This is a genomic window from Acinetobacter sp. KH_038 (assembly GCF_057839405.1).
This window is the reverse complement of sequence record NZ_CM174489.1, coordinates 46,207-73,066: the sequence shown is the minus strand read 5'-3', so window position 1 is coordinate 73,066 and position 26,860 is coordinate 46,207. Positions and strand designations below refer to the sequence as shown.

29 protein-coding genes are annotated in these 26,860 nt (G+C 46.4%); 16 read left to right on the top strand and 13 right to left on the bottom strand.

Annotation, left to right across the window (positions count from 1 at the left end):
- The first annotated feature begins 116 nt into the window (after window positions 1–116).
- The gene (dtd, locus tag AC3IT7_RS00335) at window positions 117–557 is read left to right on the top strand and encodes a D-aminoacyl-tRNA deacylase (protein ID WP_489249007.1); all 441 of its coding nucleotides are present in this window, start codon (window positions 117–119) and stop codon (window positions 555–557) included.
- A 305-nt stretch (window positions 558–862) separates the two neighbouring features.
- On the opposite strand, the gene AC3IT7_RS00330 is transcribed toward dtd, so the two are convergent.
- From AC3IT7_RS00330 to serB, 3 genes are all read right to left on the bottom strand, one after another.
- Window positions 863–1,342: an SCP2 sterol-binding domain-containing protein gene (locus tag AC3IT7_RS00330; protein ID WP_180186341.1), complete on the bottom strand. Its 480-nt coding sequence runs from the start codon at window positions 1,340–1,342 to the stop codon at window positions 863–865.
- Between the two features lie 141 nt (window positions 1,343–1,483).
- Window positions 1,484–1,819: a ciprofloxacin tolerance protein AciT gene (gene aciT / locus AC3IT7_RS00325; protein ID WP_489249006.1), complete on the bottom strand. Its 336-nt coding sequence runs from the start codon at window positions 1,817–1,819 to the stop codon at window positions 1,484–1,486.
- Window positions 1,820–2,234: 415 nt separating this feature from the next.
- A complete protein-coding gene (serB, locus tag AC3IT7_RS00320) occupies window positions 2,235–3,455 on the bottom strand; it encodes a phosphoserine phosphatase SerB (RefSeq protein WP_489249005.1) in 1,221 nt (406 codons plus the stop codon).
- 77 nt (window positions 3,456–3,532) lie between these two features.
- Here serB and AC3IT7_RS00315 point away from each other — a divergent pair, with 77 nt between their 5' ends.
- On the top strand, window positions 3,533–4,786 hold the full coding sequence (locus AC3IT7_RS00315) for a hypothetical protein (RefSeq protein WP_489249004.1): 1,254 nt from the start codon (window positions 3,533–3,535) through the stop codon (window positions 4,784–4,786).
- 127 nt (window positions 4,787–4,913) lie between these two features.
- On the opposite strand, the gene AC3IT7_RS00310 is transcribed toward AC3IT7_RS00315, so the two are convergent.
- The 3 genes from AC3IT7_RS00310 to mhpT all read right to left on the bottom strand — a co-directional run bounded on the left by AC3IT7_RS00310 (window position 4,914) and on the right by mhpT (window position 8,264).
- Window positions 4,914–5,888: a bile acid:sodium symporter family protein gene (locus AC3IT7_RS00310; RefSeq protein WP_489249003.1), complete on the bottom strand. Its 975-nt coding sequence runs from the start codon at window positions 5,886–5,888 to the stop codon at window positions 4,914–4,916.
- Window positions 5,889–6,229: 341 nt separating this feature from the next.
- Window positions 6,230–6,859: a bifunctional nicotinamidase/pyrazinamidase gene (gene pncA, locus AC3IT7_RS00305; protein ID WP_489249002.1), complete on the bottom strand. Its 630-nt coding sequence runs from the start codon at window positions 6,857–6,859 to the stop codon at window positions 6,230–6,232.
- Between the two features lie 199 nt (window positions 6,860–7,058).
- Window positions 7,059–8,264: a 3-(3-hydroxy-phenyl)propionate transporter MhpT gene (gene mhpT / locus AC3IT7_RS00300; RefSeq protein WP_489249001.1), complete on the bottom strand. Its 1,206-nt coding sequence runs from the start codon at window positions 8,262–8,264 to the stop codon at window positions 7,059–7,061.
- 730 nt (window positions 8,265–8,994) lie between these two features.
- Here mhpT and dapA point away from each other — a divergent pair.
- The 3 genes from dapA to purC are packed head-to-tail and all read left to right on the top strand — an operon-like array spanning window position 8,995 to window position 11,274.
- Window positions 8,995–9,894 carry a 4-hydroxy-tetrahydrodipicolinate synthase gene (dapA, locus tag AC3IT7_RS00295; protein ID WP_475655124.1) on the top strand — a complete coding sequence of 300 codons (900 nt, stop codon included), beginning with the start codon at window positions 8,995–8,997 and terminating at the stop codon, window positions 9,892–9,894.
- Window positions 9,895–9,908: 14 nt separating this feature from the next.
- Window positions 9,909–10,517: a lipoprotein-34 precursor (NlpB) gene (locus tag AC3IT7_RS00290; RefSeq protein WP_180074924.1), complete on the top strand. Its 609-nt coding sequence runs from the start codon at window positions 9,909–9,911 to the stop codon at window positions 10,515–10,517.
- A gap of 37 nt (window positions 10,518–10,554) precedes the next feature.
- Window positions 10,555–11,274 (top strand): phosphoribosylaminoimidazolesuccinocarboxamide synthase, encoded by a 720-nt coding sequence (gene purC / locus AC3IT7_RS00285; RefSeq protein WP_004281247.1) that lies wholly within the window; start codon window positions 10,555–10,557, stop codon window positions 11,272–11,274.
- A gap of 305 nt (window positions 11,275–11,579) precedes the next feature.
- Here purC and AC3IT7_RS00280 read toward each other — a convergent pair whose 3' ends face one another.
- On the bottom strand, window positions 11,580–12,851 hold the full coding sequence (locus AC3IT7_RS00280) for a replication-associated recombination protein A (RefSeq protein ID WP_489249000.1): 1,272 nt from the start codon (window positions 12,849–12,851) through the stop codon (window positions 11,580–11,582).
- A 264-nt stretch (window positions 12,852–13,115) separates the two neighbouring features.
- On the opposite strand from AC3IT7_RS00280, the gene AC3IT7_RS00275 reads away from it, so the two are divergent.
- A complete protein-coding gene (locus tag AC3IT7_RS00275; RefSeq protein ID WP_489248999.1) occupies window positions 13,116–15,254 on the top strand; it encodes an EAL domain-containing protein in 2,139 nt (712 codons plus the stop codon).
- Between the two features lie 17 nt (window positions 15,255–15,271).
- On the opposite strand, the gene AC3IT7_RS00270 is transcribed toward AC3IT7_RS00275, so the two are convergent.
- Entirely contained in the window at window positions 15,272–15,724 is a 453-nt protein-coding gene (locus tag AC3IT7_RS00270; RefSeq protein WP_489248998.1) for a YcgN family cysteine cluster protein, read from the bottom strand.
- Window positions 15,725–15,915: 191 nt separating this feature from the next.
- On the opposite strand from AC3IT7_RS00270, the gene AC3IT7_RS00265 reads away from it, so the two are divergent.
- Complete coding sequence (locus tag AC3IT7_RS00265; protein ID WP_004647174.1) at window positions 15,916–16,074, top strand: DUF1328 domain-containing protein; 159 nt, start codon at window positions 15,916–15,918, stop codon at window positions 16,072–16,074.
- Between the two features lie 118 nt (window positions 16,075–16,192).
- Here the strand turns inward: AC3IT7_RS00265 and murJ are convergent, their stop codons facing one another.
- Together murJ and ampD are read right to left on the bottom strand one after the other, a co-directional pair.
- Window positions 16,193–17,743 (bottom strand): murein biosynthesis integral membrane protein MurJ, encoded by a 1,551-nt coding sequence (gene murJ, locus AC3IT7_RS00260; protein ID WP_489248997.1) that lies wholly within the window; start codon window positions 17,741–17,743, stop codon window positions 16,193–16,195.
- Between the two features lie 54 nt (window positions 17,744–17,797).
- Window positions 17,798–18,394, bottom strand: coding sequence for a 1,6-anhydro-N-acetylmuramyl-L-alanine amidase AmpD (ampD, locus tag AC3IT7_RS00255; protein ID WP_475655129.1), 597 nt, complete (start codon window positions 18,392–18,394; stop codon window positions 17,798–17,800).
- A 180-nt stretch (window positions 18,395–18,574) separates the two neighbouring features.
- On the opposite strand from ampD, the gene nadC reads away from it, so the two are divergent.
- Entirely contained in the window at window positions 18,575–19,426 is an 852-nt protein-coding gene (gene nadC / locus AC3IT7_RS00250) for a carboxylating nicotinate-nucleotide diphosphorylase (protein ID WP_475655130.1), read from the top strand.
- A 93-nt stretch (window positions 19,427–19,519) separates the two neighbouring features.
- Here nadC and AC3IT7_RS00245 read toward each other — a convergent pair whose 3' ends face one another.
- Both AC3IT7_RS00245 and rph read right to left on the bottom strand, forming a co-directional pair.
- Window positions 19,520–19,717 (bottom strand): hypothetical protein, encoded by a 198-nt coding sequence (locus tag AC3IT7_RS00245; protein WP_489248996.1) that lies wholly within the window; start codon window positions 19,715–19,717, stop codon window positions 19,520–19,522.
- A 179-nt stretch (window positions 19,718–19,896) separates the two neighbouring features.
- A complete protein-coding gene (rph, locus tag AC3IT7_RS00240; RefSeq protein WP_005173362.1) occupies window positions 19,897–20,613 on the bottom strand; it encodes a ribonuclease PH in 717 nt (238 codons plus the stop codon).
- A 196-nt stretch (window positions 20,614–20,809) separates the two neighbouring features.
- Here rph and AC3IT7_RS00235 point away from each other — a divergent pair, with 196 nt between their 5' ends.
- Window positions 20,810–21,505 carry a TetR family transcriptional regulator gene (locus AC3IT7_RS00235; RefSeq protein ID WP_475655132.1) on the top strand — a complete coding sequence of 232 codons (696 nt, stop codon included), beginning with the start codon at window positions 20,810–20,812 and terminating at the stop codon, window positions 21,503–21,505.
- 54 nt (window positions 21,506–21,559) lie between these two features.
- Here AC3IT7_RS00235 and AC3IT7_RS00230 read toward each other — a convergent pair whose 3' ends face one another.
- A complete protein-coding gene (locus tag AC3IT7_RS00230; RefSeq protein WP_443612214.1) occupies window positions 21,560–22,174 on the bottom strand; it encodes a thiol:disulfide interchange protein DsbA/DsbL in 615 nt (204 codons plus the stop codon).
- Window positions 22,175–22,397: 223 nt separating this feature from the next.
- Here AC3IT7_RS00230 and ubiG point away from each other — a divergent pair, with 223 nt between their 5' ends.
- The 7 genes from ubiG to AC3IT7_RS00195 all read left to right on the top strand — a co-directional run bounded on the left by ubiG (window position 22,398) and on the right by AC3IT7_RS00195 (window position 26,826).
- Complete coding sequence (ubiG, locus tag AC3IT7_RS00225; RefSeq protein ID WP_180040721.1) at window positions 22,398–23,126, top strand: bifunctional 2-polyprenyl-6-hydroxyphenol methylase/3-demethylubiquinol 3-O-methyltransferase UbiG; 729 nt, start codon at window positions 22,398–22,400, stop codon at window positions 23,124–23,126.
- The gene (locus tag AC3IT7_RS00220; RefSeq protein ID WP_100534559.1) at window positions 23,123–23,812 is read left to right on the top strand and encodes an HAD family hydrolase; all 690 of its coding nucleotides are present in this window, start codon (window positions 23,123–23,125) and stop codon (window positions 23,810–23,812) included. The genes ubiG and AC3IT7_RS00220 overlap by 4 nt, the downstream gene beginning before the upstream one ends.
- A gap of 39 nt (window positions 23,813–23,851) precedes the next feature.
- Complete coding sequence (locus AC3IT7_RS00215; RefSeq protein WP_005173370.1) at window positions 23,852–24,598, top strand: YciK family oxidoreductase; 747 nt, start codon at window positions 23,852–23,854, stop codon at window positions 24,596–24,598.
- A gap of 156 nt (window positions 24,599–24,754) precedes the next feature.
- The gene (locus AC3IT7_RS00210) at window positions 24,755–25,174 is read left to right on the top strand and encodes a hypothetical protein (protein WP_100329550.1); all 420 of its coding nucleotides are present in this window, start codon (window positions 24,755–24,757) and stop codon (window positions 25,172–25,174) included.
- 179 nt (window positions 25,175–25,353) lie between these two features.
- On the top strand, window positions 25,354–25,509 hold the full coding sequence (locus AC3IT7_RS00205) for a hypothetical protein (RefSeq protein WP_179999540.1): 156 nt from the start codon (window positions 25,354–25,356) through the stop codon (window positions 25,507–25,509).
- 312 nt (window positions 25,510–25,821) lie between these two features.
- Window positions 25,822–26,211 carry an RcnB family protein gene (locus AC3IT7_RS00200; protein WP_475655133.1) on the top strand — a complete coding sequence of 130 codons (390 nt, stop codon included), beginning with the start codon at window positions 25,822–25,824 and terminating at the stop codon, window positions 26,209–26,211.
- A gap of 246 nt (window positions 26,212–26,457) precedes the next feature.
- Window positions 26,458–26,826, top strand: coding sequence for an RcnB family protein (locus AC3IT7_RS00195; protein WP_100534562.1), 369 nt, complete (start codon window positions 26,458–26,460; stop codon window positions 26,824–26,826).
- The last annotated feature ends 34 nt before the right edge of the window (window positions 26,827–26,860 follow it).

Below are 26,860 nucleotides of genomic sequence, written 5' to 3'. Positions count from 1 at the left end.
AAATTAATCAATTATTTTTCAGGTGTTTGTAGCCCAAAAAATCAGCATTTACCCCTTTAGCAGATTGTATTCTTGCTACAATTACGCCCTCCCATAGTCATCAGTAAATATGTGAAATGCGTGCGTTATTACAAAGAGTTTTAGAAGCTAAAGTCGTGGTAGACGGTGCAGTCAGCGGTGAAATCGAAAAAGGCATTCTGGTTTTTTTAGGTCTTGGCAAAGGTGATGATCTGGAAAAAGGCAAAAAACTGATTGATAAGATCTTGAAATACCGTTTTTTTGATGATGAACAAGGCAAGATGGGCTGGAATGTCAGTCAGGCCAACGGCGGTTTGTTACTGGTTTCACAATTTACCCTGATGGCGCAGACTCAAAAAGGCTTACGTCCAGATTTTGGCCCGGCCATGCCGCCGGCTGAAGCAAAAGCCTTGTATGAACAGCTGGTAGAATACGCCCGCAGCCAGTTTGAGCATGTACAGACCGGTATTTTTGCAGCAGATATGAAAGTGCATCTAGTCAATGATGGGCCGGTGACTTTTAATTTAGAAGTTGAATAGCGACACTATTTTCCACCTTAAAAAACCCTCAGATTGAGTAATGCAGATCAGGCAGGAAACTGTCTGGTTTTTTATTATTGTTAATTCATGAGGATATGGGATAGCAGGAAACCTCATCCCCAACGGTCTGGGGCATGAGGTGTATTGCACCGCAAGATTAGAAAATAACTGTTTCTGTAAAAGATTTAAAAAATTAAGGAGCTTAGATCTAAACTCCCTAATTGACTGGCATTACCCAGACTGAAACTGGCTGAATCCTGCCCTCCGCCCTCCTTGAAAAAGGCGGGCGAGTCAGGAGCAGCGTTTTATTTGCCTGTTTTCTCTTTAATAAACTGGCGTGCCATTTTAAATTTTTCTTTGACTGGCTTTGGCAGTTTTGGTGGAATCATTTTCGCCACCTGGTTAAACCAGACCAGCAAACCAAAGTCACCTTCCATTTTGATAGTACCGCTTTGCATACCGGTCATAAATGCAGTCGGGTCGCCTTTAACCAGGGTCTTTACGCCCTGCTCACTGTCGGCAAACTGCAACACAAAATCTGCCTTTTCCGCATCGCCTGAAACCGTATCAATCTGGCCATTATTGACAATGATCTGACGCGCCATACCCTCATCTGTGCCAATCTGGATCCGGAATTGACGCTCATGTACCAGTTCAATAAATTTCGGGCTGGTACGTGCCAACTGCTTCATACGTAAAGCTAAACCTGCAACCAGCAAGTCCAGTGGATCGGTGCTCATATCGACTAAAGGAAGTTTTAAAACAGGAATGGACGACAGTTTCATGGAGGATGCCTATTCTAATTGTACGAAAATTGATAAATATCCTAGCATAATTCTTGGCTAGGTTGATTAAGCAGTTTGTATCATATTTCCAAGCTGAAAAATGCACCCGAAGGTGCATTTTTTCTTTGCGATTTTGTAGACTTAACGGCTTGAAAGCTGCTGCTGGTCATCTTCATAGACAGGTGTATGTTCGATGTAACGGCGTTTGGCCAGAGCACGCTCCGCACGACGGTCTTCACGCAATAACAAGAAGGTGACCACCATCATGACTGCCGTCAACGCACTCAGATAACTATAGGTCATGGGCAGTTCAAACAAGGTTTGCGTACCGACACGAATTACCTCGATCAGGCCCCATAGCAACATTCCTGCTGCCATAAAACTTAACCAGCGACGATAAGGCGAGAAGAACACAGCAACTACAGCTGCAGCGACTAAACTGAAGCCCACAATCGTTGCTAAATTCGCTGTTACCATATAACCCCCTCCATCCAAATAGATAGTTTGCCTGTCTGATATTGCAACGGTTCTATCTATTGAATTTCGTTCAATCAATAAAATGGAATCTGTTGATTTGTATCTCTATGCCTGCATTATGCTGAGTTTTTTGCATAAAAAAAGTCCTGTGATCTTGCCTCACGACATACTTTGTCGCGATATTATATTGTCATTACATTTTTTGCTTTTGCCATTTTTGTGGATCAATGACTGCGTCAATGTTGGCGTGTCATTACAAAATTATCAGGGTGCTTAGGCAGTGAAAAATTATTTTTCCGTTTAAGATGATCGATGTTTTTGTGTTCAAATTTCTGTGTTGCTGTGCCACCGAACCTTATACGCAATCAAAAAACGCGACCCTAAGGCCGCGTTTTATTGCACTAAAGATGTGTAGTTATGCGCGATTCAGGTCTTTGTCATGTACCCCTAGCAGATACAGCACCCCGTCCAGGCCGACACTGGAAATCGCCTGATTGGCATTTTGACGCACCAGTGGCTTGGCACGGAATGCCACCCCTAAACCGGCAATCGACAGCATCGGCAGGTCATTGGCACCATCACCGACCGCAATGGTCTGTTCCAGTGAAATGCCCATCTCCTTGGCAATTTCGCCGAGCAAGAAGGCTTTACGCGCGCCATCGACAATATGGCCTTTGACTTCACCGGTAACGACCCCATCCTGAACATCGAGCGCATTGGCATGCACTTCATCAATATCCAGTTTGCTTTGCAGATATTCGGCAAAGTACTGAAAGCCGCCAGAAAGAATTGCAGTTCGGTAACCCAAGGCTTTCAAGGTCGAAATCAGACGTTCAGCACCTTCGGTAATAGTCAGGCGCTCGGCAATTTTCGGGAGTACCGATGCATCCATGCCTTTCAACAAAGCAACACGGGCACGGAAGCTGGCCTGAAAGTCCAGCTCGCCTTGCATGGCACGCTCGGTAATTTCGGCAACTTGCTCACCGACACCAGCTTCAATTGCCAGTTCATCAATGACTTCCTGTTCGATCAGGGTCGAATCCATATCAAAGCAGACCAGACGGCGGTTACGGCGATAGGCATTATCTTCCTGAACGGCGACATCGACATTCAGTTCACTGGATAAGCGCAAACAGGCCGCACGCATGGCTGCAGCATCCAGCATCTGGCCTTTTAAACCAAATTCGATACAGGCACGTTTCGGACCGGCACTGCTGCCGTCCAGAACCGGGCGGCCAGACAGACGGGTCACGGTTTCAATATTGAAGCCCTGACTGGAAACAATATGGGTCACGGCTTGCAGATGGGAGGCATTTAATTCAGGGGCCAATGCCGTTACGATATAACGTGTGCGTCCACCCTCTTTGACCCACTGATCATATTCAGTCGCAGAGATCGGTTTAAAGCGCACAGTTAACCCGATATCATGTGCTAGAATCAGGATTTCCTTCATGGCTAATGCTGTCGCCGTCTGGTCATCAGATGCTACAACAATACCTAAGGTTAACTGATTATGAATAACCGCTTGCCCCACATCTAAAATCTGTAGGGAATGGGCGGACAAAACCTGCATTAATCGTGTAAATTGATTAGGCTGGTCAGGTCCTAAGAATGATATAAGAATGATTTCTCGCATGAATTGACTCGGGTCTGAGCTACAACTATTGTTAGAATCATAATCGAAATTGAACAGAATTGCCTTGGAAGTTTACGTTGAATGCGCCTAGACAAGGGCTATTTGCTAGCCTATTGATTGTAAGTTTTGCTCTGCATACCTTTTTACTGGTATTGGCAACCACTCACCAACTGAATGAAAACCGTGCCAATCAGGGGCAGCTGATCACCAGTCAACTGGTGACAGACAGCCTGTCCGAGCTGGAACCGGCCAATCGTGTTTCCCTGGCGTTGCTGGCAAATCGTTATGCGACCAACCCTAGTGTGGCATCGATTCGGATTCTGGATGCAAAAGGTCAGGTTTTAGCCACCGGCGGACTGACCAAAACCCGCGATGGCGAGGTTTTTGTCCGGGATGCACTGCAAAACGAGAAAAAAGTCGGCCTGATTGAAATCACCCTGATTGAACCAAGTATTGGTGAAATTCTGCGGACACAATGGCTGGCGATTCTGTTCTCGTTCATTATTCATGCCTTAATCTGGGTGGCTTATCGTGCCATCGCGCGTCCGAGCCGGACCGAATATCTGGCACGGATCAATAATGAATCCCGTTTAAAATTCGAGATCCAGACCCTGACGCAGGCTTTGGAGCAGGAAAAGCATAATGCTGCACTGGCGATTGCCCAGGCCCAGCAGGCAGTAAAAAATAAAGTCAAAGAGAAAGAGCATAAACCTGCTGTACTGGATAATGACAGCCTGAGCTTGAATATCCAGTTCTATGATCCGAAACAGTTACTCGATAGTGTCAATAAAACAGTTTCAGTACCTTATTTTAACCTGTGTCAGATTTTCCTGAATAAAGCCACTGAACTGTGTGTGCAGCGCTATAAACTCAACGGCAGTGATATCTGTACGGTGCATAAGTTTGATGAGAAAGGTGCAACCATCAGCATTGCCGCAGACAAGCCAAATGCCTTGGCCTGCCTGACCATGATCAGTGCGGTATTCCAGTTACTCTCGGAAGTTCTGTATAAACGCTATCGTGAAGAAAAACGTTTTGTACTACAAACCCGTAGTGCGATTGCCTCTAAGGTTGAAGAAATGCAGCTCAACTCGGTACAGGCTGCTGAGCGTCTGAGCCAGCATCTGGTCGCGAAAGAAAGTGCACTGCATGTACCGAATACGTTACTGAAAGATGTGAGCGAGCACTTCCAGCTGGTCAGCATGCCGAATCCAACCAATGTTCTGACCCGTCATGCCTTTGTCCTTAACGGCATGGATGCAGAAACCGCAGAACTGGCACAGACCTTTAGAACCGAGATTTTAAAATCCAAACAGTCCAAAGCCTCATAAAACCTGTACAGTAAAAAGCCCGATATGATATCGGGCTTTTTTATGCGCAGCATTTTTGCATAATGACTGGCCAAGTTCTGTCTTGAGCCGCTGGCTGCCAGCAAAGCGATTCTCAGATTTTAAACTGCTATGGCTGTATATCCGGATGTTGTTCCTCTGCTGCTGTCGTCGCCTTGCTTCTGGCAGCCCAGTAAGTGGCCAGGGCTGGCCCGGAAATATTATGCCATAAGCTAAAAATCGCACTGGGCAAGGCTGTGAGTGGAGATGCTGCAAAATGGGTTGCCGCCAATGCCACGCCTAAACCCGAATTCTGCATCCCGACCTCAATCGATACCGCACGACAGTCTATTTCTGCCAGCTTAAACATGCGACTGGCCCAATACCCCAGCAGATAGCCCAGACCATTATGTAAGGCCACTACCCCCAGAATCAGCAGTCCAGATTGCAGAATCTGGCTTTTGCTGCCGGCAATAATCGCTGCCACGATTGCGACAATGGCAATCACGGAAATCAACGGCATTACCTGAATATAAGTATTTACTTTCTGCTTGAGCAGACCCCGTACAATCAGGCCCAGCACAATTGGGAATAGCACGACTTGTAGAATCGACACCAGCATGGATAAGGCATTGATATTAATCCATTGACTGGCCAAGAGATAAAAAATTGCAGGGGTCAAAATCGGAGCTAACAAGGTCGAAACCGAAGTACAGGCCACAGACAGTGCAGTATTGCCCTTGGCCATATAGGTAATCACATTGGAGGCGGTTCCACCCGGACAGCAACCCACCAGAATCACCCCGATCGCAATTTCAGCCGGAAGCCGGAACAGCTGACACAGCAGAAAAGCCAGACCAGGCATCACTACAAATTGCGCTACGACGCCAATCCCGACCGCTTTCGGACTTTGCAGTACACTTTTAAAATCTGCGACGGTCATGGTCATGCCCATGCCGAACATAATAATACCCAACATCCACGGAATATAAGCACGTAACCAGAGCAGGGCCTCGGGAACCAGCAAGGCAATGCCGGAAAACAGCAGCACCCATAAAGCAAAGGTTTTTTGGACAAACTGGCTAAACTGGAGCAGGACTGACATGGGTTTTATCCAGGTGAGATCAAGGGAGCAGAAGTGAAATCAAACAGGTATCGCTCGACACCTGGCATTATAAGGGTTATTTGATCAATCATTTAAAATCACGACGAAGGCAATGCCCTCTCATTGTCGGAGAAGAGCAGCACTGCTGCGCAAGGGAGATGTTTTTCCAAGAAAGCTCCCCCATCCTCTTGCAAAGCAATACGTCTCATCCCCAAGGGAAAAAGAACTATCAATATTCATGCAAATATGAATATAACGATCATTTTTTAATTGATGAAAGAGCTCTATCAATTTAAATAAAAAATATCAAAGCGATATTCAAAATCTATCCTGACCCAGCCTTAAGCTGCCTGAACGATATCTTTCATATAGACACGTTTCACTCCATGCGCCAGCATATCCTGCCAGGCATGTTGCAAGGAACCATTCAGGTCAATGCCCTTGGTGGCATCGGCAATCACATAGGTCTTGAACCCCAGTTTGCGAGCATCGATGGCGGTCCAGGCCACACAGAAGTCCGTGGCAATTCCGACCACAAACACGCTATCAATACCACGTTCACGCAAATAACCGGCCAGACCGGTGCTGGTATTCTGGTCGGCTTCCATAAAGGCCGAATAACTGTCAATCTGGGAATGAACGCCCTTGCGAATGATGAGTTGCGCTTGCGGTAAATTTAAATCCGGATGCAGTTCGGCATCCAGTGTGCCCTGCACACAATGCTTTGGCCATAAGACCTGACTGCCATATTCCAGCTGAATACTGTCATAGGCTGCTTTGCCTGGATGATTGTCTGCAAAAGAAATATGGTTTTCAGGATGCCAGTCCTGGGTCAGGATAATATTTTGAAAATGCTGTCCCAATACATTGATGCTGGGAATAATCTGGTCCGCATTGGCTACTGCCAGATTGCCGCCCGGAGTAAAACCTCTTTGTACATCGACGACCAGTAAAGCGATATTATTCTGCATCTGTTTCCATCCATTGAAAGCTTCGATTCATGTCCAAGCATAGCGCAAATTGTCAGAGGATTTTTAGCGCTGCTGTTAAAAAATGATAGAACTGCCCCTGCTCAGTCTGCCTGTGTGTAATTATGCTGCAGATCTGCTGGCTTGAATGCCAAGCATAAAAAAGCCTGCAAGTGCAGGCTTTTTTTGAAATTGTACTGTCTTACACTTTGGTACGCTTCACCAAAAACAGCATACACAGTGCAGAGATGATAATACATGGAATGGCAGCACTAATGACCCCAGCCGCCCCAAAACCGGCAACCAGCAGCTGACCTGCGATCACAGGACCCAGCATGGCACCAATACGTCCTACTGCAGAAGCCACACCAACACCGGTACCGCGCACTTCGGTTGGATATACGATACTACCAAAGGCATACAGTACGCCCTGACAGCCAATCACGAATGCACCTGCCAGTGCTGCGGCCATGTACATCTGGTTCAGCGAGCTTGCAGCATTCAGCGCCAATAGTCCTGCCAAAATACCGCCGTACATCAACAAAATCACATAGGCTTTTTTCCAGCGATCGGTCAGCATACCCAAAATAATCGTACCAACCGTCGCCGTAACCATGAAGTAGAACTGTGCGGTTGAACCATCCTTACGGGTAAAGCCAAGCTCCATAAACAGTGACGGTAACCAGCTCAGCATGATGTATACCACCATCAGCGTGAAGAAGTAGGTGATCCAGATACACAAGGTACGTAACAGGTTGTCCGAGTTAAACAGGTCTTTAAACGAGCCTTGCGGTGCCACAGCAAGTTCTGCTGCAGTTTTGTTCTGGGCTTTCAGATATTCCTTCGACTCAGGCAAAAACAGCATCATCAGTGGAATTGCAAAAATAGGCAGCAGGCCACCCAGATAGAAGACATTCTTCCAGTTAGCACCAAATTCAGTGGCAGCAATTAACGATAAAATCGCAGCACCAACCGGCATACCGCAATACATCAGGCCCACTGCACGGCCACGGTTTTGTGGCGATACAGCTTCAGACGCCAGTGTAATCAGAATTGGCATTGCGCCGCCCAGGCCGGCTCCAGCCAGAAAACGTACTGCCAGCAGACTGTTAAAGCTGTTTACCCAGACCGTACATAAGGTAAATACGGCAAACACTGCGGTTGACCAGATTAAAACCTTCTTACGGCCAATACGGTCTGCAAACCGACCGCCAACCAGTGCACCAGGCAACAAGCCCAGAATCCCTGCACTAAAAAACACACCCAATTGCGAGCTATCGAGCCCAAAATGTTCACGAATCCCCGCTGCTGCGATCCCGGCGGCTTGAATGTCCAAGCCTTCAATCACCGCAATCAGAAAACAGATCGCAACGGTGATAATCGCATGTTTATTATCTGATTTTTCCATTGGAATATCCTTGTTCAATCAGCGTTCAAATAAGGTGCTATCATCCATGATGCGCGGCTGCAGTATTAACTACCAATAAGTTGAACGTTTTGCTCGGATATCCCGTATAAAAGTGGAACTTTCTTGTTTTCATCCCGGATGGGATAAAGTCGCAGAAACAATTAATAAAATTATATAAAATCAGCAGATTGCCCTATAAGTCTTATAGATCAAGTCTCAAACTTAAACACCAGATAAATACTTGAATATTCACTCATATCTAAAACGGATCAGTCAGCCGCTTTTAAGCCGCTTAAAGCACGATTGATATTAAAACAGACTATATCTTTTAGATCTTACATCATCATATATACATCTAACTTAAGGCTTTAAAATGCTTATATCGCAGCATTTACAGCTTTTTAAGGGCTTGAATTCGCAGTTTATGAGAACTTTTGTTTAAAAAAATTGCATTAATTCGAATTTTTCTGATTTTGATGCTTTTTAATTCAATACATGGCTACACCGTTGCTGTATTTAAAAGCTTGATTGTTACTCGCAGGCTTTGTATAAAGAATTTATTGGCTTTGACTAAAGCATATTGTTCTTATGCGTTTGATCAGTCATAATTTGCATAAGCAATATTCAATTTCACGCAAGTCTATTGAATTTGCTATAAATCAAAATACAAATCCATCCCAATTTATGTTTTTTATTCCTTTCGGATGGACAAATAGGATAGTTTTTTAAAATGACTCAGCAAGCACAGACCATTCAAGGTTCCATAGTCGCAATCGTCACCCCTATGTTTGAAGATGGCAGCGTAGATTGGAAGGGTCTCGAGAAGCTGGTTGAGTGGCATATTGCAGAGGGTACCAACAGTATTGTTGCCGTTGGAACAACAGGCGAAGCATCTACACTCAGCATGAGTGAGCACACACAAGTGATCAAAGAAATCATTCGTGTAGCCAATAAACGTATTCCTGTAATCGCAGGTACGGGCGCAAACTCGACCCGTGAAGCCATCGAACTGACTCGTGAGGCCAAAGAACTTGGCGCCGATGCTGCACTTCTGGTGACGCCTTATTATAATAAACCGACCCAAGAAGGCCTGTACCAGCATTATAAAGCTGTGGCTGAAGCAGTAGATCTGCCGCAAATTCTCTATAATGTCCCTGGCCGTACCGGCGTCGACATGCTGAATGAAACCGTGATTCGTCTGGCAGATATTCCACAAATCGTCGGGATTAAAGATGCAACTGGCGATGTAGCGCGTGGTGCTGAATTATTGCAAGGCCTGCAAGGCAAAGACATGGTGGTTTATTCAGGTGATGATGCGACTGCATATCAGCTGATGGCTCACGGTGCCAAAGGCAATATTTCGGTCACAGCAAATGTGGCACCTAAAGCCATGAGCCAAGTATGTGCAGCGGCGATTGCCGGTGATGCAGCAGGCGCTGAACAGTCAAATGCTCAGGTTGCAAATTTACACAATATTTTATTTTGCGAATCGAACCCAATTCCTGTGAAATGGGCTCTCCATGACATGGGCTTAATTGGTACAGGTATTCGCCTTCCATTAACACCACTTGCAGAACAATATCGCGCTCCGCTACATGAAGCACTGCTTGCCGCGGGCGTTATTCAATAAAAGAGCACAAGATTATGCAATTACGTTTAGGACTGAGCCTCACACTTTCAGTATTCAGTTTGGCAGGTTGTAGTTCAATGGCCTTTAATAATGGCACTTTAGACTATAAAGAAACTACCAGCCTGGAAGCTTTACAATATCCTGAAGGCGCCATGGTTCGTCCTGCAACGCCATTGTATCCTGCTCCGACAGTCGATCCGCTTGCAATTGAAAATGCTCCGAAGCTGGAAAACCAGCGTGGCAACCGTTTTGCCCTGCCGCGCCCACAGGCGGCCCAGACCGAGAACAGCGTTCAAGCCGATCTGACTGAAACCAATACTGTCGGTCAACCACAGCTGCTTACTGACGGAAATCTTAATCCGTTGCTTAAAATTGACGGAAATTCTGCTACAATTTGGCAATACACGCTTGCCACCCTGAGCAGCCTGAATCATAACGTCGTTGCCCAGAGCAAAAATCGTTACGAAGTCACGATTCAGGTCGATCAGCAGACCTATGTATTAAGATTATCTTCTGTCGGTTCAAGTAATAACCTCGCTGTGTTCAATGCCGATAACAGTTTTGCCGACCGTGAAAAAGCCGCAGAACTGCTTAACCAGATTTACCAAAATTGGCCAGCCTAGACATTTCTAGGCATTTTTTTTCGTAAAAGGTTCCCTCATGTTAAAACAAACCTTGCTCTATACTGGTAAAGCGAAATCTGTCTATACCACAGATAGTTCAGACCATCTGATTTTAGTCTTTCGTGATGATGCTTCTGCATTCAATGGCGAAAAAATCGAGCAACTAGATCGTAAAGGCAAGGTGAACAACCGTTTTAACGCCTTCATTATGGAAAAGCTGGCAGAAGCGGGCATTGAAACCCATTTTGAAAAGCTGCTGACTCCAAATGAAGTGCTGGTAAAAAAACTGGATATGATCCCGGTAGAATGTGTCATCCGTAACTATGCAGCGGGTTCTTTATGCCGTCGCCTGGGCGTGGAAGAAGGCAAGGAACTGACGCCTCCAACATTTGAACTGTTCTTTAAAGATGATGCGCTTGGCGATCCAATGGTCAATGAATCGCAAGCGATTGCTTTAGGCTGGGCAACAGCTGAACAATTGGCGAAAATGAAAGAATTGACTTACCAGGTGAACGACGTGCTGAAAGCACTGTTTGATGCAGGTAATATGATTCTGGTCGATTTCAAACTTGAATTTGGTGTATTCCATGACCGTATCGTTCTGGGTGATGAATTTTCTCCGGATGGTTGCCGTCTATGGGACAAAGACACCAAGAAAAAACTGGACAAAGACCGTTTCCGTCAAGGTTTAGGCGGTGTGGTTGAAGCCTACGAAGAAGTCGCGGGCCGTTTAGGTATTAACCTCGACAACATCTGATCTATCCCTGGATAGACATAAAAAAACCGAGCCTCTCAGCTCGGTTTTTTTATGTCTGGCTTTTAATCGGAAAAACAAATTTTTATCATAAAAATGATCGTTTTTACAACAGAAGTGTTCTGGCTTAATATCATCACATACCAGGCAAATCAGCGCGTTGAATGATTTAACGTCAGGTTTCAGACCAGATTGTTCCTCTACCCTCTAGGATGTTATCTCCCTCAACAACATCCTATTTTCTGCCCAGTTCGCCTTGAATTGGGCATTTTTTTGCCTGAATTCAACCGGTTTATATACCGAGATGATTACTGCTGTTGCTGTTGTTGCCAACGGCGTTGCTGTAAACGTTCAGCTTCAACTTCACGTTTATTGCGTGCCGATTCATACAGTTTGGTATCTTTCAGTTCGGGCGGCAGATATTCCTGCAGCACAAAATGCTCAGGATAATGATGTGGATACAGATAATCCACGCCATAGCCCTGCTCTTTCATCAGCTTGGTCGGTGCATTTCTCAGATGCAGCGGCACCGGCAAATTCGAGGTTTTATCTGCCAGTTCCATTGCCTTGTTAATTGCCAGATAGGTGCTGTTACTTTTGGCACTGGTGGCCAGATAAACCGCACATTGTCCTAAAATAATCCGGCATTCCGGCATTCCGACCGCCTGCACTGAACGGAAACACTCACCTGCCAGCAGCAAGGCATTCGGATTGGAGTTGCCAATATCTTCCGAGGCTGCAATCAGCATACGGCGCGCGATAAATACCGGGTCTTCACCGCCTTTGAGCATGCGTGCCATCCAGTACAGCGCTGCATCCGGATCACTGCCGCGAATTGATTTAATAAACGCCGAAACCAGATCATAATGCTGTTCACCCGACTTGTCATAGCGGGCAATATTCTGCTGTGCCACTTTGACCACCACCGTATTGGTGATGATATTTTCCATATCCGGCTCAAAAGTACTGGCAATCAGATCCAGCAGATTCAGTGCCTTACGGGCATCGCCTGCGGCGAACTGAACCAAGGCATCAAATTCTTCAATCAGGATATGTCTTTCTTGCAAGAAGTGGTCATTTTGCAAGGCTTGAGTCAGCAAGGTCTGAATCGATTCGGCACTCAAGGCATTCAGGCTATACACCTGACAACGTGACAATAAGGCACTATTCACTTCAAAAGATGGGTTTTCGGTAGTCGCACCAATTAAGGTAATTTTTCCCTTCTCCACTGCGTTTAACAGTGCATCCTGCTGGGACTTGTTAAAACGGTGAATTTCGTCAATAAACACTACTGGAGTCAGCAGATCACCGCCTTCGGCAATGATTTCACGTAGTTCTTTCACCCCGGTATTCAGTGCAGACAGACTGATAAAAGGCCGGTCTACAGCCTGAGCCAGGAGTAAGGCAATGGTAGTTTTACCCACCCCGGGTGGCCCCCAGAAAATAATCGAAGGCAGATGCCCCTGATCAATCATCTGGCGTAAGGGTGCCTGTTCTCCCAGCAAATGCTCCTGCCCAATAATCTCTGCAAGGTCACGTGGCCGTAAGCGTTCTGGAAGCGGGATATGACTATCTGACATATTATTATTGGCTCAAACTAAATTCTGATCTCATTCTAACACCAGCAGTTTTGATTCCAAGATTGCAAACATAAAGCATAAAAAATTAATTTATGCAGAAATCCACTATTTTTTTAATTCTGAATGAATTAATCTTCATAAAAGCAAATAATTTAAACATGATTAATTGTGAATTAATTACACTGTAATTTTCATGTTGTTTATTCTAATTAAAAGAAACGTATGTCGCCCTTGAGGCATTTTTTGGGTTGTATTGGTGAATGCATGAAGCATGATAAATTTGAACAAGGAGCGGTGCGCCAGTCAAAGCCACTGCTGTCAGCATCACTGATTGCGAACCATGTTCATCTGAATGAATTCGTTCAGCTTCAAAAACTGATTGATGCCTTACCCCAGCCGCTATGGGTCAGTACCAAAACACATCTGCAATATTTTAACGCCGCCATGACCAGTTATCTTGGTGTCAATCTGAATCAACCGGACAATATACCATGGCAGAGTTTTATTCATGCCGAGGACTTAAAGCTGTTTTCGGGGCAATGGCATGCTGCGCTGGATCAGCATCAGAATTTTGAAACCCAGTGCCGGATCAAACGCAGCGATACCCATTATCGTATGTGTAACTTGGCGGTAAAATTCCATCATGATCTGGAAGATGTGTTGCAGTGGGCAGTTTCCCTGACCGATGTACATGATTATTTTGAAATCCAGCAGCAACTTTCCCAGATTGTTTCAACCCAGGAAAACATGCTAGATGCCAGTGCAGACTGTATCAATATTATCAGTCCGGATGGCGAGATTCGGCATAGCAACCAGTGCTGTGGCCTGATTGCGGAAACCGAAACCGTCGCGCAGGCTCAGGACAGTTCATTGTCCTGGTTGAACCGTTTAGCACCTGAAGCCCGAAAATCCGGACAACGCGCACTGAAACAGGCAGCTCAAGGCCTAAATAGCCGTTTCTCCAGCAAAAGCCAGCTCAAAGACCAACCGATCCAATATTGGGATCATCTGCTGACCCCGATTCTGGATCAGCACAATATTACCCAAAGCATCCTCTGTGTCTCACGTAATATCAGCCAGCAGAAAATTGCAGAAACCCGCCTCAAAGAAGCCATTAAACGGGATGAGCTCACCGGGCTGTATAATCGCAGCACCTTCTATAAAACCTTCAAGCAGGTGCTGTTAAAGGCCAATCAGCAACAGGGCATGGCAGGTCTGCTGCTGATCGATCTGGACTATTTCCGCCATATTAATGACACCTTGGGCCATATTGCTGGCGATCATCTGTTACATGTCCTGGGTCAGCGCTTCCAAAGCTGTTTTGGCCCGAATACCATTGTTGCCCGTTTGGGTGGGGATGAATTTGCGGTTCTGGTAAAAAATCTGGAAAATGAAGAACAGCTGCTGGCCACGGCACAACTGGCCTATAGCCAGCTGGATCAGCCCATCAATTATGTAGGTAACAGCATCAGCAGTGCCATGAGTATTGGCTGTGCCATCTATCCACGTGATGCCCTGAATACCTCGAATCTGTTGAAGTGTGCCGACATTGCCTTAAATGATCTGAAAAATAGTGGGCGTGGTGGCATCCGCATGTTTAGTCAGGACATGTGCGGCTCACTGGAAAATATGACCAGGCAGCTGACCCTGGCACGTAAAATCATTCAGGCCGATCAGATCATTCCCTATTATCAGCCCAAAGTACGTCTTTCTGATGGCGTGGTGATTGGCTTTGAAGCGCTCTTACGCTGGCAGGATCAGGATCAGCAGGTGCAACTGCCTTCCGAGATTTTTGGTGCCTTTCAGGACTATGAACTGGCCTCACGCATCAGTGAAACCATGCAGCTCAAAGTCTTTGCCGATATGAGCCGCTGGCAGGCAGAGGGTCTGGATCTGTTACCTATTTCAATCAATGCCGCACCAGTTGAATTCCTGCGCGATGACTATGCAGAAAAGATGTTGGCCCGCCTGTCCAATTTTGATATTCCTGCGCATAAGATCGAACTGGAAATTACCGAACAAAGCCTGTCCGAGCATGGTGCCAATTATGTGGTACGTGCTCTGAACCTACTGAAACAGGCCGGAATCCAGATTTCACTGGATGATTTTGGTACCGGTCATTCTTCACTGACCCGTTTGCAGGATTATCCGGTGGATTGCATCAAGATTGACCGCAACTTTGTAGAACGTATGAACAGTGATCCTTCTGCCTTGGCAATCGTCAAAGCCATTACCCAGATCGGTTCCAGTATTGCACTGGATGTTCTGGTCGAAGGCATTGAAAATACCCAGCAGCTGGACACCCTGATCAATTGTGACTGTCAGATTGGGCAAGGCTTTTATTTCTATCGTCCGATGGCCGGTGCTTCGGCTCAGGCCCTACTGCAGCCGGCAAATCAATAGGCGCTTATCGCGGCAAATTAACGTACCCAGCGTACGATATAATCTTCGATGTCATCTTCATGGATGTCCGCTTCACTCAGGCAGCGCCCTGCTGCCGACTTGCGTGCCTGAATCACGCTTTGCCGTGAACCGCTGACCAGATAATGCCAGGCTGGCAGGCTTTTACCCTGCTCCACCCGACGATAGGCACAACTTGAAGGCAACCAGTGAATCGTTTCCAGTTTCTCAGGGGTGAGTTGAATACAGTCCGGTACATAGTGCAGACGCTCCGGATAATTGGAGCAACGTGCCGTGCTGCAATCCAGCAGTTTACAGGCCACTTTGGTATAGGCGACTTCCTGAGTCTCTTCATCTTCCAGTTTAATCAGACAACACAATCCGCAACCATCACACAAGGCTTCCCACTCGACTTGCGTCAGTTCAGCCAGTGAATAGTTTTTCCAGAATTCGGGACGTAAAGTATCGCTCATGATCGGGTCTGTGCGCTAAAAAATCAGCTTATTATAGCAGCCCGAACCTCGCAGACCTATCGCTCAAATTCTTATTACCATCACGTAAACTATTGTTAAATCATAGACAGTTCATCAACAAAACACTAACAGTCGCTAGAATCGTTTATTTCTATACTAAATTTGAAAAAAAAAACACATGGAGAATATATATGTTTCGCTGGGCTATTATTTTTGCTGTTATTGCACTAATTGCGAGTCTACTCGGTTTTGGTGGTGTTGCAGGCTTATCTAAGGATTTTGCGATTATCTTGTTGGTGATTGCGGTGATTCTTGCGATCGTTGGTTTTCTTTCTCGCGGCAAAGTCTAGATTTATCCCAGACTTGTCCGAAGTGTTAGCTTTCGAAAAAAACAAGAGCCTTACGGCTCTTGTTTTTTTATGGCTGTCTTCATGCTCGCTGCATCACAAATGCCGAGTTGAATTGCAGTTAAGGTTTTAAATGACGCGGTCTAAAACCTGCTACCAGCAAGGCTGCCAGATAAGCCACCACACCAATGACACATAAGATTAATACTTCTGCCACCCGCATCCATTGCGATACATCGGCGTTATACCAGCTCAGTGCATAAGCTAAAGCCGCAATCATCACCACATTGGCAAACATGAATTGCAGGAAGATTTTTTTCCAGTGCGCACCAAAGCGGAAAATATCACGTTTATGCAGATAATAATAAAGCAGGCCGGCATTGACCATGGCGGAACCGGTCGAGGCCAGTGCCAGTGCCATATGTTCTGCTTCCCAATCAATCAGCTTGAAGAAACCAATAAAAATCACGTTTAGAATGGCATTGGCCGCTACCGCGATCAGACCGACACGTACTGGGGTTCGGGTATCCTGCTGTGCATAAAAACCGGGTGCAAAAACCTTAATCAACATAAAGGCAATCACACCACCGCTCATACATTGCAGCGCCAGCGCGGTCATCTGGGTATCTTCAAAGCTGAACTGGCCGCGTTCAAACAGGGCCTGAATGATCGGGGTCGACAGCATAAACAGCGCAATACTGGCCGGTAGGCCTGCCATCACAATCACTTTGGCAGCCCAGTCCATCATGCCACGGAATTTTTCCGGACTTTTTTCCGTATGCCGGGCAGACAAAGCCGGCAGAATCACCGTACCAATGGCCACACCAATCAGGCCCAAGGGCAATTCGGTCATGCGCTCGGCACTATACAGCCAGGACACTGAACCATCCTGCATGAAGGATGCCCAGATGGTATTCAGCAGCAGATTGATCTGGGTGACTGATACACCAAATAAAGCCGGCAGCATCAACTTCATGATGCGATCCACGCCTTCATGTTTGAAGTCGATTTTTGGTGGAATCAGCAGGTTTTTACGCCATAGCTCCGGAATCTGGATCGCCAGTTGTAAAATCCCGGCAATGATCACCGCCCAGCCCAAGGCCATAATCGGCTCGGCCATATACGGCGTGAGCCAGAGCGCACCCGCAATCATGGCCAGATTGAGCAAAACCGGAGCAAAGGCCGGAGTACTAAAAGACCCATAACTGTTCAGGATACTGCTGGCAAAAGCCGTCAATGACATGAACAGCAGATAAGGAATGGTCAGGCGGAACATGTCGGTCGCCAGGGCGAATTTTTCCGGATCACTATGGAAACCGGGCGCATAGATATACATGATCACTGGCGCAGCAATCACTGCGACCATGGTCAGGGTACTCATGACTGTAGCCAGACAGCCAAATACCCGGCTAATCAGAATCTGTACTTCGGCATGGGTACGACTGTTTTTGTATTCAGTCAAAACCGGAATAAACGCCTGTGAAAATGCTCCTTCAGCAAATAATCGCCTGAAAAAGTTTGGAATACGAAATGCGACCACGAAGGTATCGAAGTCCTTACCCGCACCAAAGACATTCAGTAAAACAATATCTCGAACCAATCCCAGTACACGTGACAACATGGTCATCGCACTGACAATGACGGTCGAACGCCAAAGCGCCATCCTATTCACCTAATGTATAAATTTATGCTCATTGTAATGAAACCTCTGTCAGAAGTTCATTGCTTAATTTGATCCCTCAAGCGAGGTTGAGGTATTTTTATAATGCTGTAACCGGCTACGAAAATCGGCCCAGTTAAAATATGGACCCGGATCGGTCTTACGGCCCGGCGCAATATCTGAATGTCCGGCAATATGCTGCTGAATTTTAGAATAATACTGCTGTAAACATGCAGTGACCTTGATCAGGGCCTCATACTGCAGCGGTGCAAAAGGCAGGTCATCACTGCCTTCCAGCTCGATGCCAATCGAATAATCATTACATTCTTTTTTACCCAAGTAGGTCGAACGTCCGGCATGCCAGGCACGGTCGTTAAAGTTGACAAACTGCAGTACTTCTCCGGTTCTTAAAATCAGCAGATGCGTCGATACCTGCATGCCCTGAATCGTCTGGAAATAGGGATGCACTGACCAGTCCAGCTGATTTTGAAAAAACTGCTCGATATAGCCTCCGCCAAACTGCGAGGGTGGCAGACTGATATTATGGATAACAAGCAGCTGAATCTCGCTATGTTCCGGGCGTTGGTTAAAATTGGGAGACGGAATTTGACGTGCACCGATCAATTGTCCATTCTTGACCTGAAACTCAGCTGCCTGTTGCATAAAATCATTCTCTCTAAAAATAAAATCTGCACGATCAGGATGGCAGCCGGCTTCATGCTAAAACTTTCAGCAACAAATCTCAATTCATCCCGGCAGACTGCAGGAAAAATCGCTCATTTTTTATGTAACAATGTTAAGATAATGCGCAATTTTCACGGCTTAAAAGATACGGAAATATTCATGAGCATATCTCAAGCGTTGCTAGAACAGTCGATTCAGATCAATATTCAACAGGCACTTTCAGAAGATATTGGTGACGGTGACATTACCGCCCTGCTGACCCCTGAAGATGAACAGGCCACTGCGACGATTATCAGCCGTGAAGATATGGTACTGGCCGGGCAACCTTGGGTAAATGCCCTGATTCAGGCCTATGATCCAGATGTTGAAGTGATCTGGCTAAAAAATGATGGTGATCGGGTACAGGCCAATGAAACCTTTCTGAAACTGGCCGGTTCCGCACGGAGTTTATTGACTGTAGAACGCCCTGCCCTGAATTTTGTCCAGACCCTGTCTGCGGTTGCCACCAAAACGGCGCATTATGTCAAGCAACTGGACGGTTTAACCACCAAGCTGCTGGATACCCGCAAAACCCTGCCAGGCCTGCGTATCGCACAAAAATATGCAGTTACGGTGGGCGGCGGACAGAACCATCGTCTGGGTCTGTTCGATGCTTTCCTGATTAAAGAAAATCATATTATGGCTGCTGGCGGCATTACCCAGGCGATTGCCAAGGCGCAGCAGATTGCCCCGGGCAAACCGGTCGAAGTCGAAGTGGAAACCTGGGATGAACTCAATCAGGCATTAGCTGCCAACGCGGATATCGTGATGCTGGATAATTTCAGCCAGCAGCAAATGATTGATGCAGTCAAACATGTGGCCGGCCGCTGCAAACTGGAAGCCTCTGGCAATATCACCATTGAAAATTTACGTGAAGTCGCCAGTACTGGTGTAGATTATATTTCCATGGGTGTACTGACCAAAGATGTCAAAGCCATTGATCTGTCGATGCGATTTAATCCTGAAGCTTAAGTTGCATGGATAACTATTGAGGGTGCGAAGCACCCTTTTTTTATTTTTAGAAATTTTTTCGCATATATTTTGTTCAATTTCCTATTTTAGCCCTCAATCATCATCGTCGTCGCGGTCACTTCGGCGATCTCGATCATTATCGTCACCATCACGGTCGTTATCACGACGGTTGTCCTCATCGCGGTCCTGATTGAGTACTGAACGCTCATCATCCTCCCGCTGGTTGCCCCAGTCACAGGCGCTTAGTCCAAACATGCCCAGCAATGAAATTGCACAAATCCACTGTTTCATTTCGCATTCCTCATTCTGATCTCGCCTGATCCAATATCGATGCAAAACCGGTTCATATATAGCCGATTCATGTCGGCTTTTTGTGATGAAACTTTGGGAAGTGCTTTGTCATACAGCTACACAATGAAATTTCAGACATAAAAAAACGCATCCGGAGATGCGCCTTATCTGGGCAGGACTTACCAGCCTAAAGCTTGCTGCTGTTTTTTTACCAGTTCCTGAATGCCTTTCTCGGCCATTTCCAGCATGGCATCCGATTGGGCGCGGGTAAATGGCTTGTCTTCTGCAGTGCCTTGAATTTCAATGAATTCACCAGCCTGCGTCATCACCACGTTCAAATCGGTTTGACAGTTGGAATCTTCTTCATAGCAAAGATCCAGTAAAACTTCATCTTTGAAAATACCGACAGATACTGCCGCAACCAGACCCTTTAATGGATCATGTTTGATTTTCTTTCTTTCCAGCAATACGTTCATGGCATCAACCAGAGCCACCGCAGCACCGGTAATCGCTGCAGTACGGGTACCACCATCGGCCTGAATCACATCACAGTCAATGGTAATGGTATTTTCACCCAGTTTTTTCAGGTCGACCATCGAGCGCAGGCTACGGCCAATCAGACGCTGGATTTCTTGGGTACGGCCACTCTGTTTGCCACGTGCCGCTTCACGGTCACTACGGGTATGCGTAGAACGTGGCAACATGCCATATTCAGCAGTCACCCAGCCCTGGCCCTGACCTTTTAGAAAACGTGGTACAGAACTCTCTACGCTGGCAGTACACAGCACTTTGGTATGACCAAACTCAACCAAGACTGAACCTTCGGCATAACGTGTATAATTACGGGTAATTTTCACTTCACGTAATTGATCTAATGCTCGTTGGTCGATACGCATAATAAGTCCTGTCTAGGCTAAAAATAATTGCGGCCCAGTATAACAGAAGCCTTTGCCAAGATTAGGCAGCCGGCTCACTGATTTACAAAATCGATGTATCCGGGCGCTGCCCCAAGGAGCAAATTCTGCCGATCTGTGACACTAGGATTTGCCTTATTTTTTGCTAGACTAAAGCTCCCCCGGAGGAAGCCAAGTTATGCCCTTACGTGAAGATCGCAAGCAGCAAAGTCATCAGGCACTATTGGATGCCACCCTGGCATTAAGCAGTCAGGGCCGCGCTTTCAGTACGATCAGCCTGCGTGAAGTCGCCAATGCAGTCGGACTGGTACCGACGGCATTTTACCGGCATTTCCAGGATATGGAGCAGTTGGGACTGGAGTTGCTGGATCAGGCCGCAATTCAGCTCAAGGGGGTACTCAATCAACTGGGACAGGCCTATCTGTATCAGCCCAATACCCGAACTAAAACCAGCATTGAACTCTTTTTTCAGGCGGTCGAATCTCACCCTGAACCCTGGATTTTTTTTATTGCAGAGCGCTGGGGCGGCTCGGCAGTATTACGTGCCGGGATTGCACGGGAAATTCGTTTCTTGACTGAAGATGTCATGCATGAACTGGCCAAGATGCAGTCTTCTCAGCATATTCAGTCCTCACAAGACTTGCAGGCATTGGCACAGATGCTGCTTGACCTGGCTCTGAACTGGGCCATGAGCTGGATTCACCTGCAACGTCAGCCAGATCCTGAGCTGCGCCGAATTGAATCACGTACTTTTAAAACCCAATGCATTTTACAGCTTCAGCTTTTACTGCGCGGGATTTTGCACTGGTATCGGCTCCCGACAGAGACAGCAGATCCGGCAATCCGTACAGAAGCAACTACTCCACCCATCTGAATAAAAAAACCTGCATGATGTATGCAGGTTTTTTTATAGATATTCGGTTATGGCTTATTTGGCTTTACGCTCTTTTTCGATCAGGTAATTCACCACCTGAATCACTTTGGCATCATCGCCCTGCACAATATATTTACCATTTACAGTGACCGCCGGTACACCGCTTAACTGATATTGAGCAGCCAGATTTTTGGCCTGTGCAATTTTTGACGAAATCGGGAATGATTTATAAGTTGTGTTAAATTTCGCTTCAGAAATACCATAACGGGTATAGAACTTGGCCAGTTGTGCCTGTTCCAAAATTGGACGCTGCTTGTCATGAATATCATGGAATAGCTGCAAATGGGCTTTTTGACGCACACCCAAGGCTTCAGACACATAATAAGCACGCGCTGCCTGTTCCCAGAGTGGATTCATTGCAGCAGGCGTACGCACAAAACGCACATCTTTTGGTAATTTTTTCAACCAGCTTTGCATATGTGGCTCAAGCGTGAAACAGTGGCCACAGCCATACCAGAAGAATTCACGTACTTCAATTTTGCCCGGTTTTTCGACTTTGACTGGTTTTGCGACCACCTGATAGTCCTGACCTGCCACAAAATTGGCCATCGCACTGCCAGAAAAGGCCAAAACAGATGCGGCAACAGCGCCTAAAAGGAATTTTTTCATTGGGATTATCGTCCTCTAAATCATTATGTTTAGTGTATGGGTTCACTATAAATCAATTATGCCGATTTCGTTTTCATTCTGTGAACTTTTTTGCTGCTTTTATCGCTTTTTCTGCCAGAAACGCTACACTAAAGCATCGGACTGATTTTCAAGGTTAAATCAGTTTCTCTGGCCATTTGGCCTCTATATTTTTAGCTAATCACAACTGATTGAGGTGACCACGATGTCGCAATTGAATGTTGATCCACAAGAAATTGCCAAGTTTGAAGCATTTGCAGCTATATGGTGGGATCAGCATTCCGAGTTCCGCCCCTTGCACATGATTAATCCACTACGTTTAAACTGGATTGATGAACATGCGGGTGGCCTGAGCGGCAAGAAAATCCTCGATGTTGGTTGTGGCGGTGGCATTCTGGCCGAAAGCATGGCGCGTCGCGGTGCCGATGTACTGGGGATTGATATGGGTGCTGCGCCGCTGAATGTGGCGCGGATTCATGCCGAACAGGAAGGCGTGACCAATATCGAATATCGTCAGATCCCGGTTGAACAACTGGCCGATGAACAGGCTGGCCAATACGACATCGTGACCTGTATGGAAATGCTGGAGCACGTACCCGATCCGGCCTCGATCATTCAGGCCTGTCACAAGCTGGTCAAGCCAGGCGGCCATGTGTTCTTCTCGACCATTAACCGTAATCCGAAATCGTATTTATTTGCCATTATTGGTGCAGAATATGTGCTGCGGATGCTGGCCAAAGGCACGCATGATTACAGCAAATTTATCAAGCCCTCCGAGCTGGCGCACGATATTCGCAATGCCGGCTTGAAACTCAAAGACATGACCGGTCTGCACTACAATCCGCTGACCAAACGCTACTGGCTGGCACCGAATGTCGATGTCAACTATATGGTCTATACCGTGAAAGATAGCGCAGCAGAGACCACAGCATGAAGGCCGTTCTGTTTGACCTCGATGGTACCCTGATTGATACCGCAGCCGATTTTATCCGGATTATCCAGCAGATGTGCCGTGAAGAAGGCCGGATGCCGGTCGAGCCCGAGCTGATCCGGACGCAGGTCTCCGAAGGCGCGCGCGCCATGGTGAAACTGGTCTATCCGGAACTGGAACTGGAAGATCCGGTATTTCTGCAACATCGTCAGCGCTTTCTGGACATGTACGGCGCAGACATTGCAGTCGATACCGATCTGTTTAAGGGCATGTATCCGTTACTGGAACAGCTGGAAGCACAGGATGTTCCCTGGGGCATCGTCACCAATAAACCACGCTGGCTCAGTGAATCTTTATTAAAAGCATTAAACCTGACCGAGCGCTGTGCCGTGCTGGTCTGTCCGGAAGATGTGACCCGTACCAAGCCCGACCCTGAACCGATGTATCTGGCTGCCAAGCAACTGGGGCTTGCGGCAGAAGACTGTATCTACATTGGCGATCATCCGCGCGATATTGATGCAGGACGCCATGCCAAAATGCCTACCATTCTGGCAGCTTACGGTTATTTACCACTGCAATACAAAGATGACTTAACAGCCTGGCAAGCCGACTATATAGTGAACACGGTGGCAGAATTACAACAGCTGATTCAGACCTTACTACGCAAACAGCAGACTGCAGTATCTTGAACGCTTAAAACTGAACAATAACAAATAAGGAGGTAGATAATGAAATATTCAGCCTATCAACCTCGCCCCGATCTGCTCAAGGATCGTATTATCCTGATCACAGGTGCGGGCGATGGCATTGGACGTGCGGCAGCAATCAGTTATGCCTTGCATGGTGCAACCGTGGTGCTGCATGGACGTACCCTGAATAAACTGGAAGTCATCTATGATGAAATTGAAAGTTTAGGTGCACCGCAACCTGCCATCTTGCCGCTACAGCTCTCCAGTGCTTCGGAACAGGATTATGAGCTTCTGCTCGACACCCTGGACCGTCAGTTTGGCCGTCTGGATGGGATCTTGCACAATGCCGGCATCCTTGGTGAGCGTACAGAACTGGCGCATTATTCGCCTGAGGTCTGGGATGATGTCATGGCAGTCAATCTGCGGGCGCCTTTTGTCATGACCCAGGCGCTATTACCGCTCTTATCCAAATCTGAACATGCTTCGGTGGTATTTGCCAGCTCGGGTGTAGGCCGCGAAGCCCGGGAACGCTGGGGTGCATATTCGGTATCTAAAATCGCGATTGAAGCCGTAAACCAGTTATTTGCCAAGGAACAGGTACATCCGAATATCCGCTATAACTGCATCAATCCCGGGGCAACACGGACTGCCATGCGTGCCAGGGCCTATCCCAATGAAGATCCCAAGACCCTGCCAACACCAGATTCGATTATGCCGGCCTATCTGTATCTGATGGGCGATGACAGCCTGCATATGAATGGTCAGAGTATCGATGCCCAGGATTAATATTATCCAGGTTGAACTAAGGGAGCGATAGCTCCCTTTTTCTATGCATGTACGTCTTAAACAGCGCCTCAATCTGGAGTAATGCTGGCCAGATCACATTGAATTTCACCCAAATTACCGCATACTAAGCCCCAACAAATTTCACTCGAGTGCATCATGACTGAATTAAACAATATTACGGTGACCAACTTAGACGATGGCATGGTGTCACTGCTGATCGATCAGCAGCCGATTTCAGAAAAATACGGTACCAAGTTTGAAGCCAGCATTGTGGAAGACCTCAAGGCACTCGAAAATGGTCATAAACTCAAATTATTCGAGCAGTTCGTTTTTTCACATACGGATCTGAATTTTGAACATGCCTATTATTATGTGACCGGCATTGAAAAACTGGACGATAGCTACCGCCTGGCCAAGCATTTTGTTTATCGCATTAAAATCGAAGGACAACCGGAAATCGAACATATCATCAGTAATCAGGGCAAAGCCATGACTACCGAAGACGTGCGTAACTTTATCCAGGCACATGTACAGAAAGCCCTGAATGATTATACCGATCTGAATTACGCTTATTAATAGCCGGGCTATGGAGATCTTTAGGGCACATGTTAACAGGTGCCCTTTTGAGCCGTGTGCTCTTGACAGAATCTAAAATCGGATTTACTTATCAAAATTATAAAATTATTCGGTTTTTTAAATAACTTGTTTTGCACTATGCTGTGCTGATTCCCATACACCAAGATCAGGAGCACAGCATGGCTGACCATAAACGTAAAATTGACACCATTCGCCGGATTGAGCATTTGCAATTGTCCGAAGCCTTGATTGTGGCGCTAGATGATGCAGTTCAAGCCGAATCTGTGGCGGCAGCAATCCAGTCCTTGCAAGGTTTGACCGAACAATGGAATTAAGCTTAAAAGCTCTTTAACATGGTCTGCGCTTTAAGCGGGGCATCCATATTTTGCTGGCGGTCTCAATGCTGCTTTTTTGAGCGATATCATTGATTTTAGCTTGCATGTTGAGCCTCACTTTGATGAGATAAGAACCAAGCTCGGCATGCCGGGCCATAAGGTACATGCATAGTCTAAGGTCATGTAAAATCATGACATAATCATAATATCTCTGCATTTGTTATAAAACTTGTGCCTGTTCTTCACAGTTTCTCTGTAATCTTTCCGTATATTGGATACAGTAGAAATTGAACAATTTAATGAGGGTTCAACATGAAAAAGGTTTTGGTGGCATTGGCGATCTCCTGCAGTACATTCATGCTGAGTCAGGTTGCAATCGCGGCCCCTCATTTCCATGATGAATCACAAATGGATAGCCGTCAGGGACATGGCAAGAAAGGCCGTGAGTTCCGCGAAAAGGATCAGGACCAACACGATAATCGCCGTATGCGTGAGGAACGTGGAGTGAAGCGCCTGCAACAGCTCAGATGGCAGCCGGGCTATGTGATGCCGCAGCATTATCGGGGTAATGGCTATAAAGTCGAATACAAAGAACATAGCCTGCCTCGACCTGACCGCAAACAGCAATGGTATAAAGTCAATAATGACTATATTCTGGTCAATTCTGAAACCAATAGTATTATCCGCATTGTCGGCGATTAATGTGTCCGCCTCTTTGCTGACCTGAAACCCTGATAGACTCAACCCTGGTTGAGTCTTTTTTATTTGAATCATCAAAAATTCGACAAGTGCAGCGCTGGCTGCTATTCCAGTTTTTAATTGAAGTGATGCATCTTCTAAATTTCTTCATAAATTTAACAATTTAACTAAATAGCCCCCACGCTTTCTATCTACTTATTGGCTAATTTAGTCTCATCAAATACAGATCTACATTTTTAGGTGAGAGCCATGAAAAAAGTCCTAACTACAATTGCGTTATCCCTAAGTGCTTTGTTGGCTACTTCTGCCATGGCAGCGCCACAGCATGATCCACGCTATAACCATAATCCGCATAAACCGGCACCGCACTGGAATGCCAAAGATAGTAAAAAATGGAATGATGACCGTCGTCATAACAACCGTGAGGTCAATCCAAGCCGTGACTGGCGCTCAGGACAAGTTCTGCCGCGTCAATACGATAACAAACGTTTTAAAGTGAGTGATCGTGAAGCCCGCCGTTTACCGAATACTGGCCGTTTCCAGCAATGGTACAAGATCAACAATGATTACGTTCTAGTCAATGAACGTAGCAATAGAATTGTACGCATTATCAACTAATCTTTCTCCATTACTGCGCGTCTTGCAGACACCT

Excerpts from the sequence above, each read along its gene's own strand:
- AC3IT7_RS00310 (WP_489249003.1), bottom strand. The coding sequence starts at position 5,888 with ATGTCAGTCCTGCTCCAGTTTAGCCAGTTTGTCCAAAAAACCTTTGCT.
- pncA (WP_489249002.1), bottom strand. The coding sequence starts at position 6,859 with ATGCAGAATAATATCGCTTTACTGGTCGTCGATGTACAAAGAGGTTTT.
- AC3IT7_RS00235 (WP_475655132.1), top strand. The coding sequence starts at position 20,810 with ATGCCCTTACGTGAAGATCGCAAGCAGCAAAGTCATCAGGCACTATTG.
- aciT (WP_489249006.1), bottom strand. The coding sequence starts at position 1,819 with ATGGTAACAGCGAATTTAGCAACGATTGTGGGCTTCAGTTTAGTCGCT.
- mhpT (WP_489249001.1), bottom strand. The coding sequence starts at position 8,264 with ATGGAAAAATCAGATAATAAACATGCGATTATCACCGTTGCGATCTGT.
- AC3IT7_RS00205 (WP_179999540.1), top strand. The coding sequence starts at position 25,354 with ATGGCTGACCATAAACGTAAAATTGACACCATTCGCCGGATTGAGCAT.
- rph (WP_005173362.1), bottom strand. The coding sequence starts at position 20,613 with ATGCGTATCGACCAACGAGCATTAGATCAATTACGTGAAGTGAAAATT.
- AC3IT7_RS00330 (WP_180186341.1), bottom strand. The coding sequence starts at position 1,342 with ATGAAACTGTCGTCCATTCCTGTTTTAAAACTTCCTTTAGTCGATATG.
- AC3IT7_RS00265 (WP_004647174.1), top strand. The coding sequence starts at position 15,916 with ATGTTTCGCTGGGCTATTATTTTTGCTGTTATTGCACTAATTGCGAGT.
- AC3IT7_RS00275 (WP_489248999.1), top strand. The coding sequence starts at position 13,116 with ATGAAGCATGATAAATTTGAACAAGGAGCGGTGCGCCAGTCAAAGCCA.
- AC3IT7_RS00270 (WP_489248998.1), bottom strand. The coding sequence starts at position 15,724 with ATGAGCGATACTTTACGTCCCGAATTCTGGAAAAACTATTCACTGGCT.
- AC3IT7_RS00245 (WP_489248996.1), bottom strand. The coding sequence starts at position 19,717 with ATGAAACAGTGGATTTGTGCAATTTCATTGCTGGGCATGTTTGGACTA.
- serB (WP_489249005.1), bottom strand. The coding sequence starts at position 3,455 with ATGCGAGAAATCATTCTTATATCATTCTTAGGACCTGACCAGCCTAAT.
- AC3IT7_RS00215 (WP_005173370.1), top strand. The coding sequence starts at position 23,852 with ATGAAATATTCAGCCTATCAACCTCGCCCCGATCTGCTCAAGGATCGT.
- AC3IT7_RS00230 (WP_443612214.1), bottom strand. The coding sequence starts at position 22,174 with ATGAAAAAATTCCTTTTAGGCGCTGTTGCCGCATCTGTTTTGGCCTTT.
- dtd (WP_489249007.1), top strand. The coding sequence starts at position 117 with ATGCGTGCGTTATTACAAAGAGTTTTAGAAGCTAAAGTCGTGGTAGAC.
- AC3IT7_RS00220 (WP_100534559.1), top strand. The coding sequence starts at position 23,123 with ATGAAGGCCGTTCTGTTTGACCTCGATGGTACCCTGATTGATACCGCA.
- purC (WP_004281247.1), top strand. The coding sequence starts at position 10,555 with ATGTTAAAACAAACCTTGCTCTATACTGGTAAAGCGAAATCTGTCTAT.
- ubiG (WP_180040721.1), top strand. The coding sequence starts at position 22,398 with ATGTCGCAATTGAATGTTGATCCACAAGAAATTGCCAAGTTTGAAGCA.
- nadC (WP_475655130.1), top strand. The coding sequence starts at position 18,575 with ATGAGCATATCTCAAGCGTTGCTAGAACAGTCGATTCAGATCAATATT.
- AC3IT7_RS00195 (WP_100534562.1), top strand. The coding sequence starts at position 26,458 with ATGAAAAAAGTCCTAACTACAATTGCGTTATCCCTAAGTGCTTTGTTG.
- AC3IT7_RS00210 (WP_100329550.1), top strand. The coding sequence starts at position 24,755 with ATGACTGAATTAAACAATATTACGGTGACCAACTTAGACGATGGCATG.
- dapA (WP_475655124.1), top strand. The coding sequence starts at position 8,995 with ATGACTCAGCAAGCACAGACCATTCAAGGTTCCATAGTCGCAATCGTC.
- AC3IT7_RS00290 (WP_180074924.1), top strand. The coding sequence starts at position 9,909 with ATGCAATTACGTTTAGGACTGAGCCTCACACTTTCAGTATTCAGTTTG.
- ampD (WP_475655129.1), bottom strand. The coding sequence starts at position 18,394 with ATGCAACAGGCAGCTGAGTTTCAGGTCAAGAATGGACAATTGATCGGT.
- AC3IT7_RS00280 (WP_489249000.1), bottom strand. The coding sequence starts at position 12,851 with ATGTCAGATAGTCATATCCCGCTTCCAGAACGCTTACGGCCACGTGAC.
- AC3IT7_RS00200 (WP_475655133.1), top strand. The coding sequence starts at position 25,822 with ATGAAAAAGGTTTTGGTGGCATTGGCGATCTCCTGCAGTACATTCATG.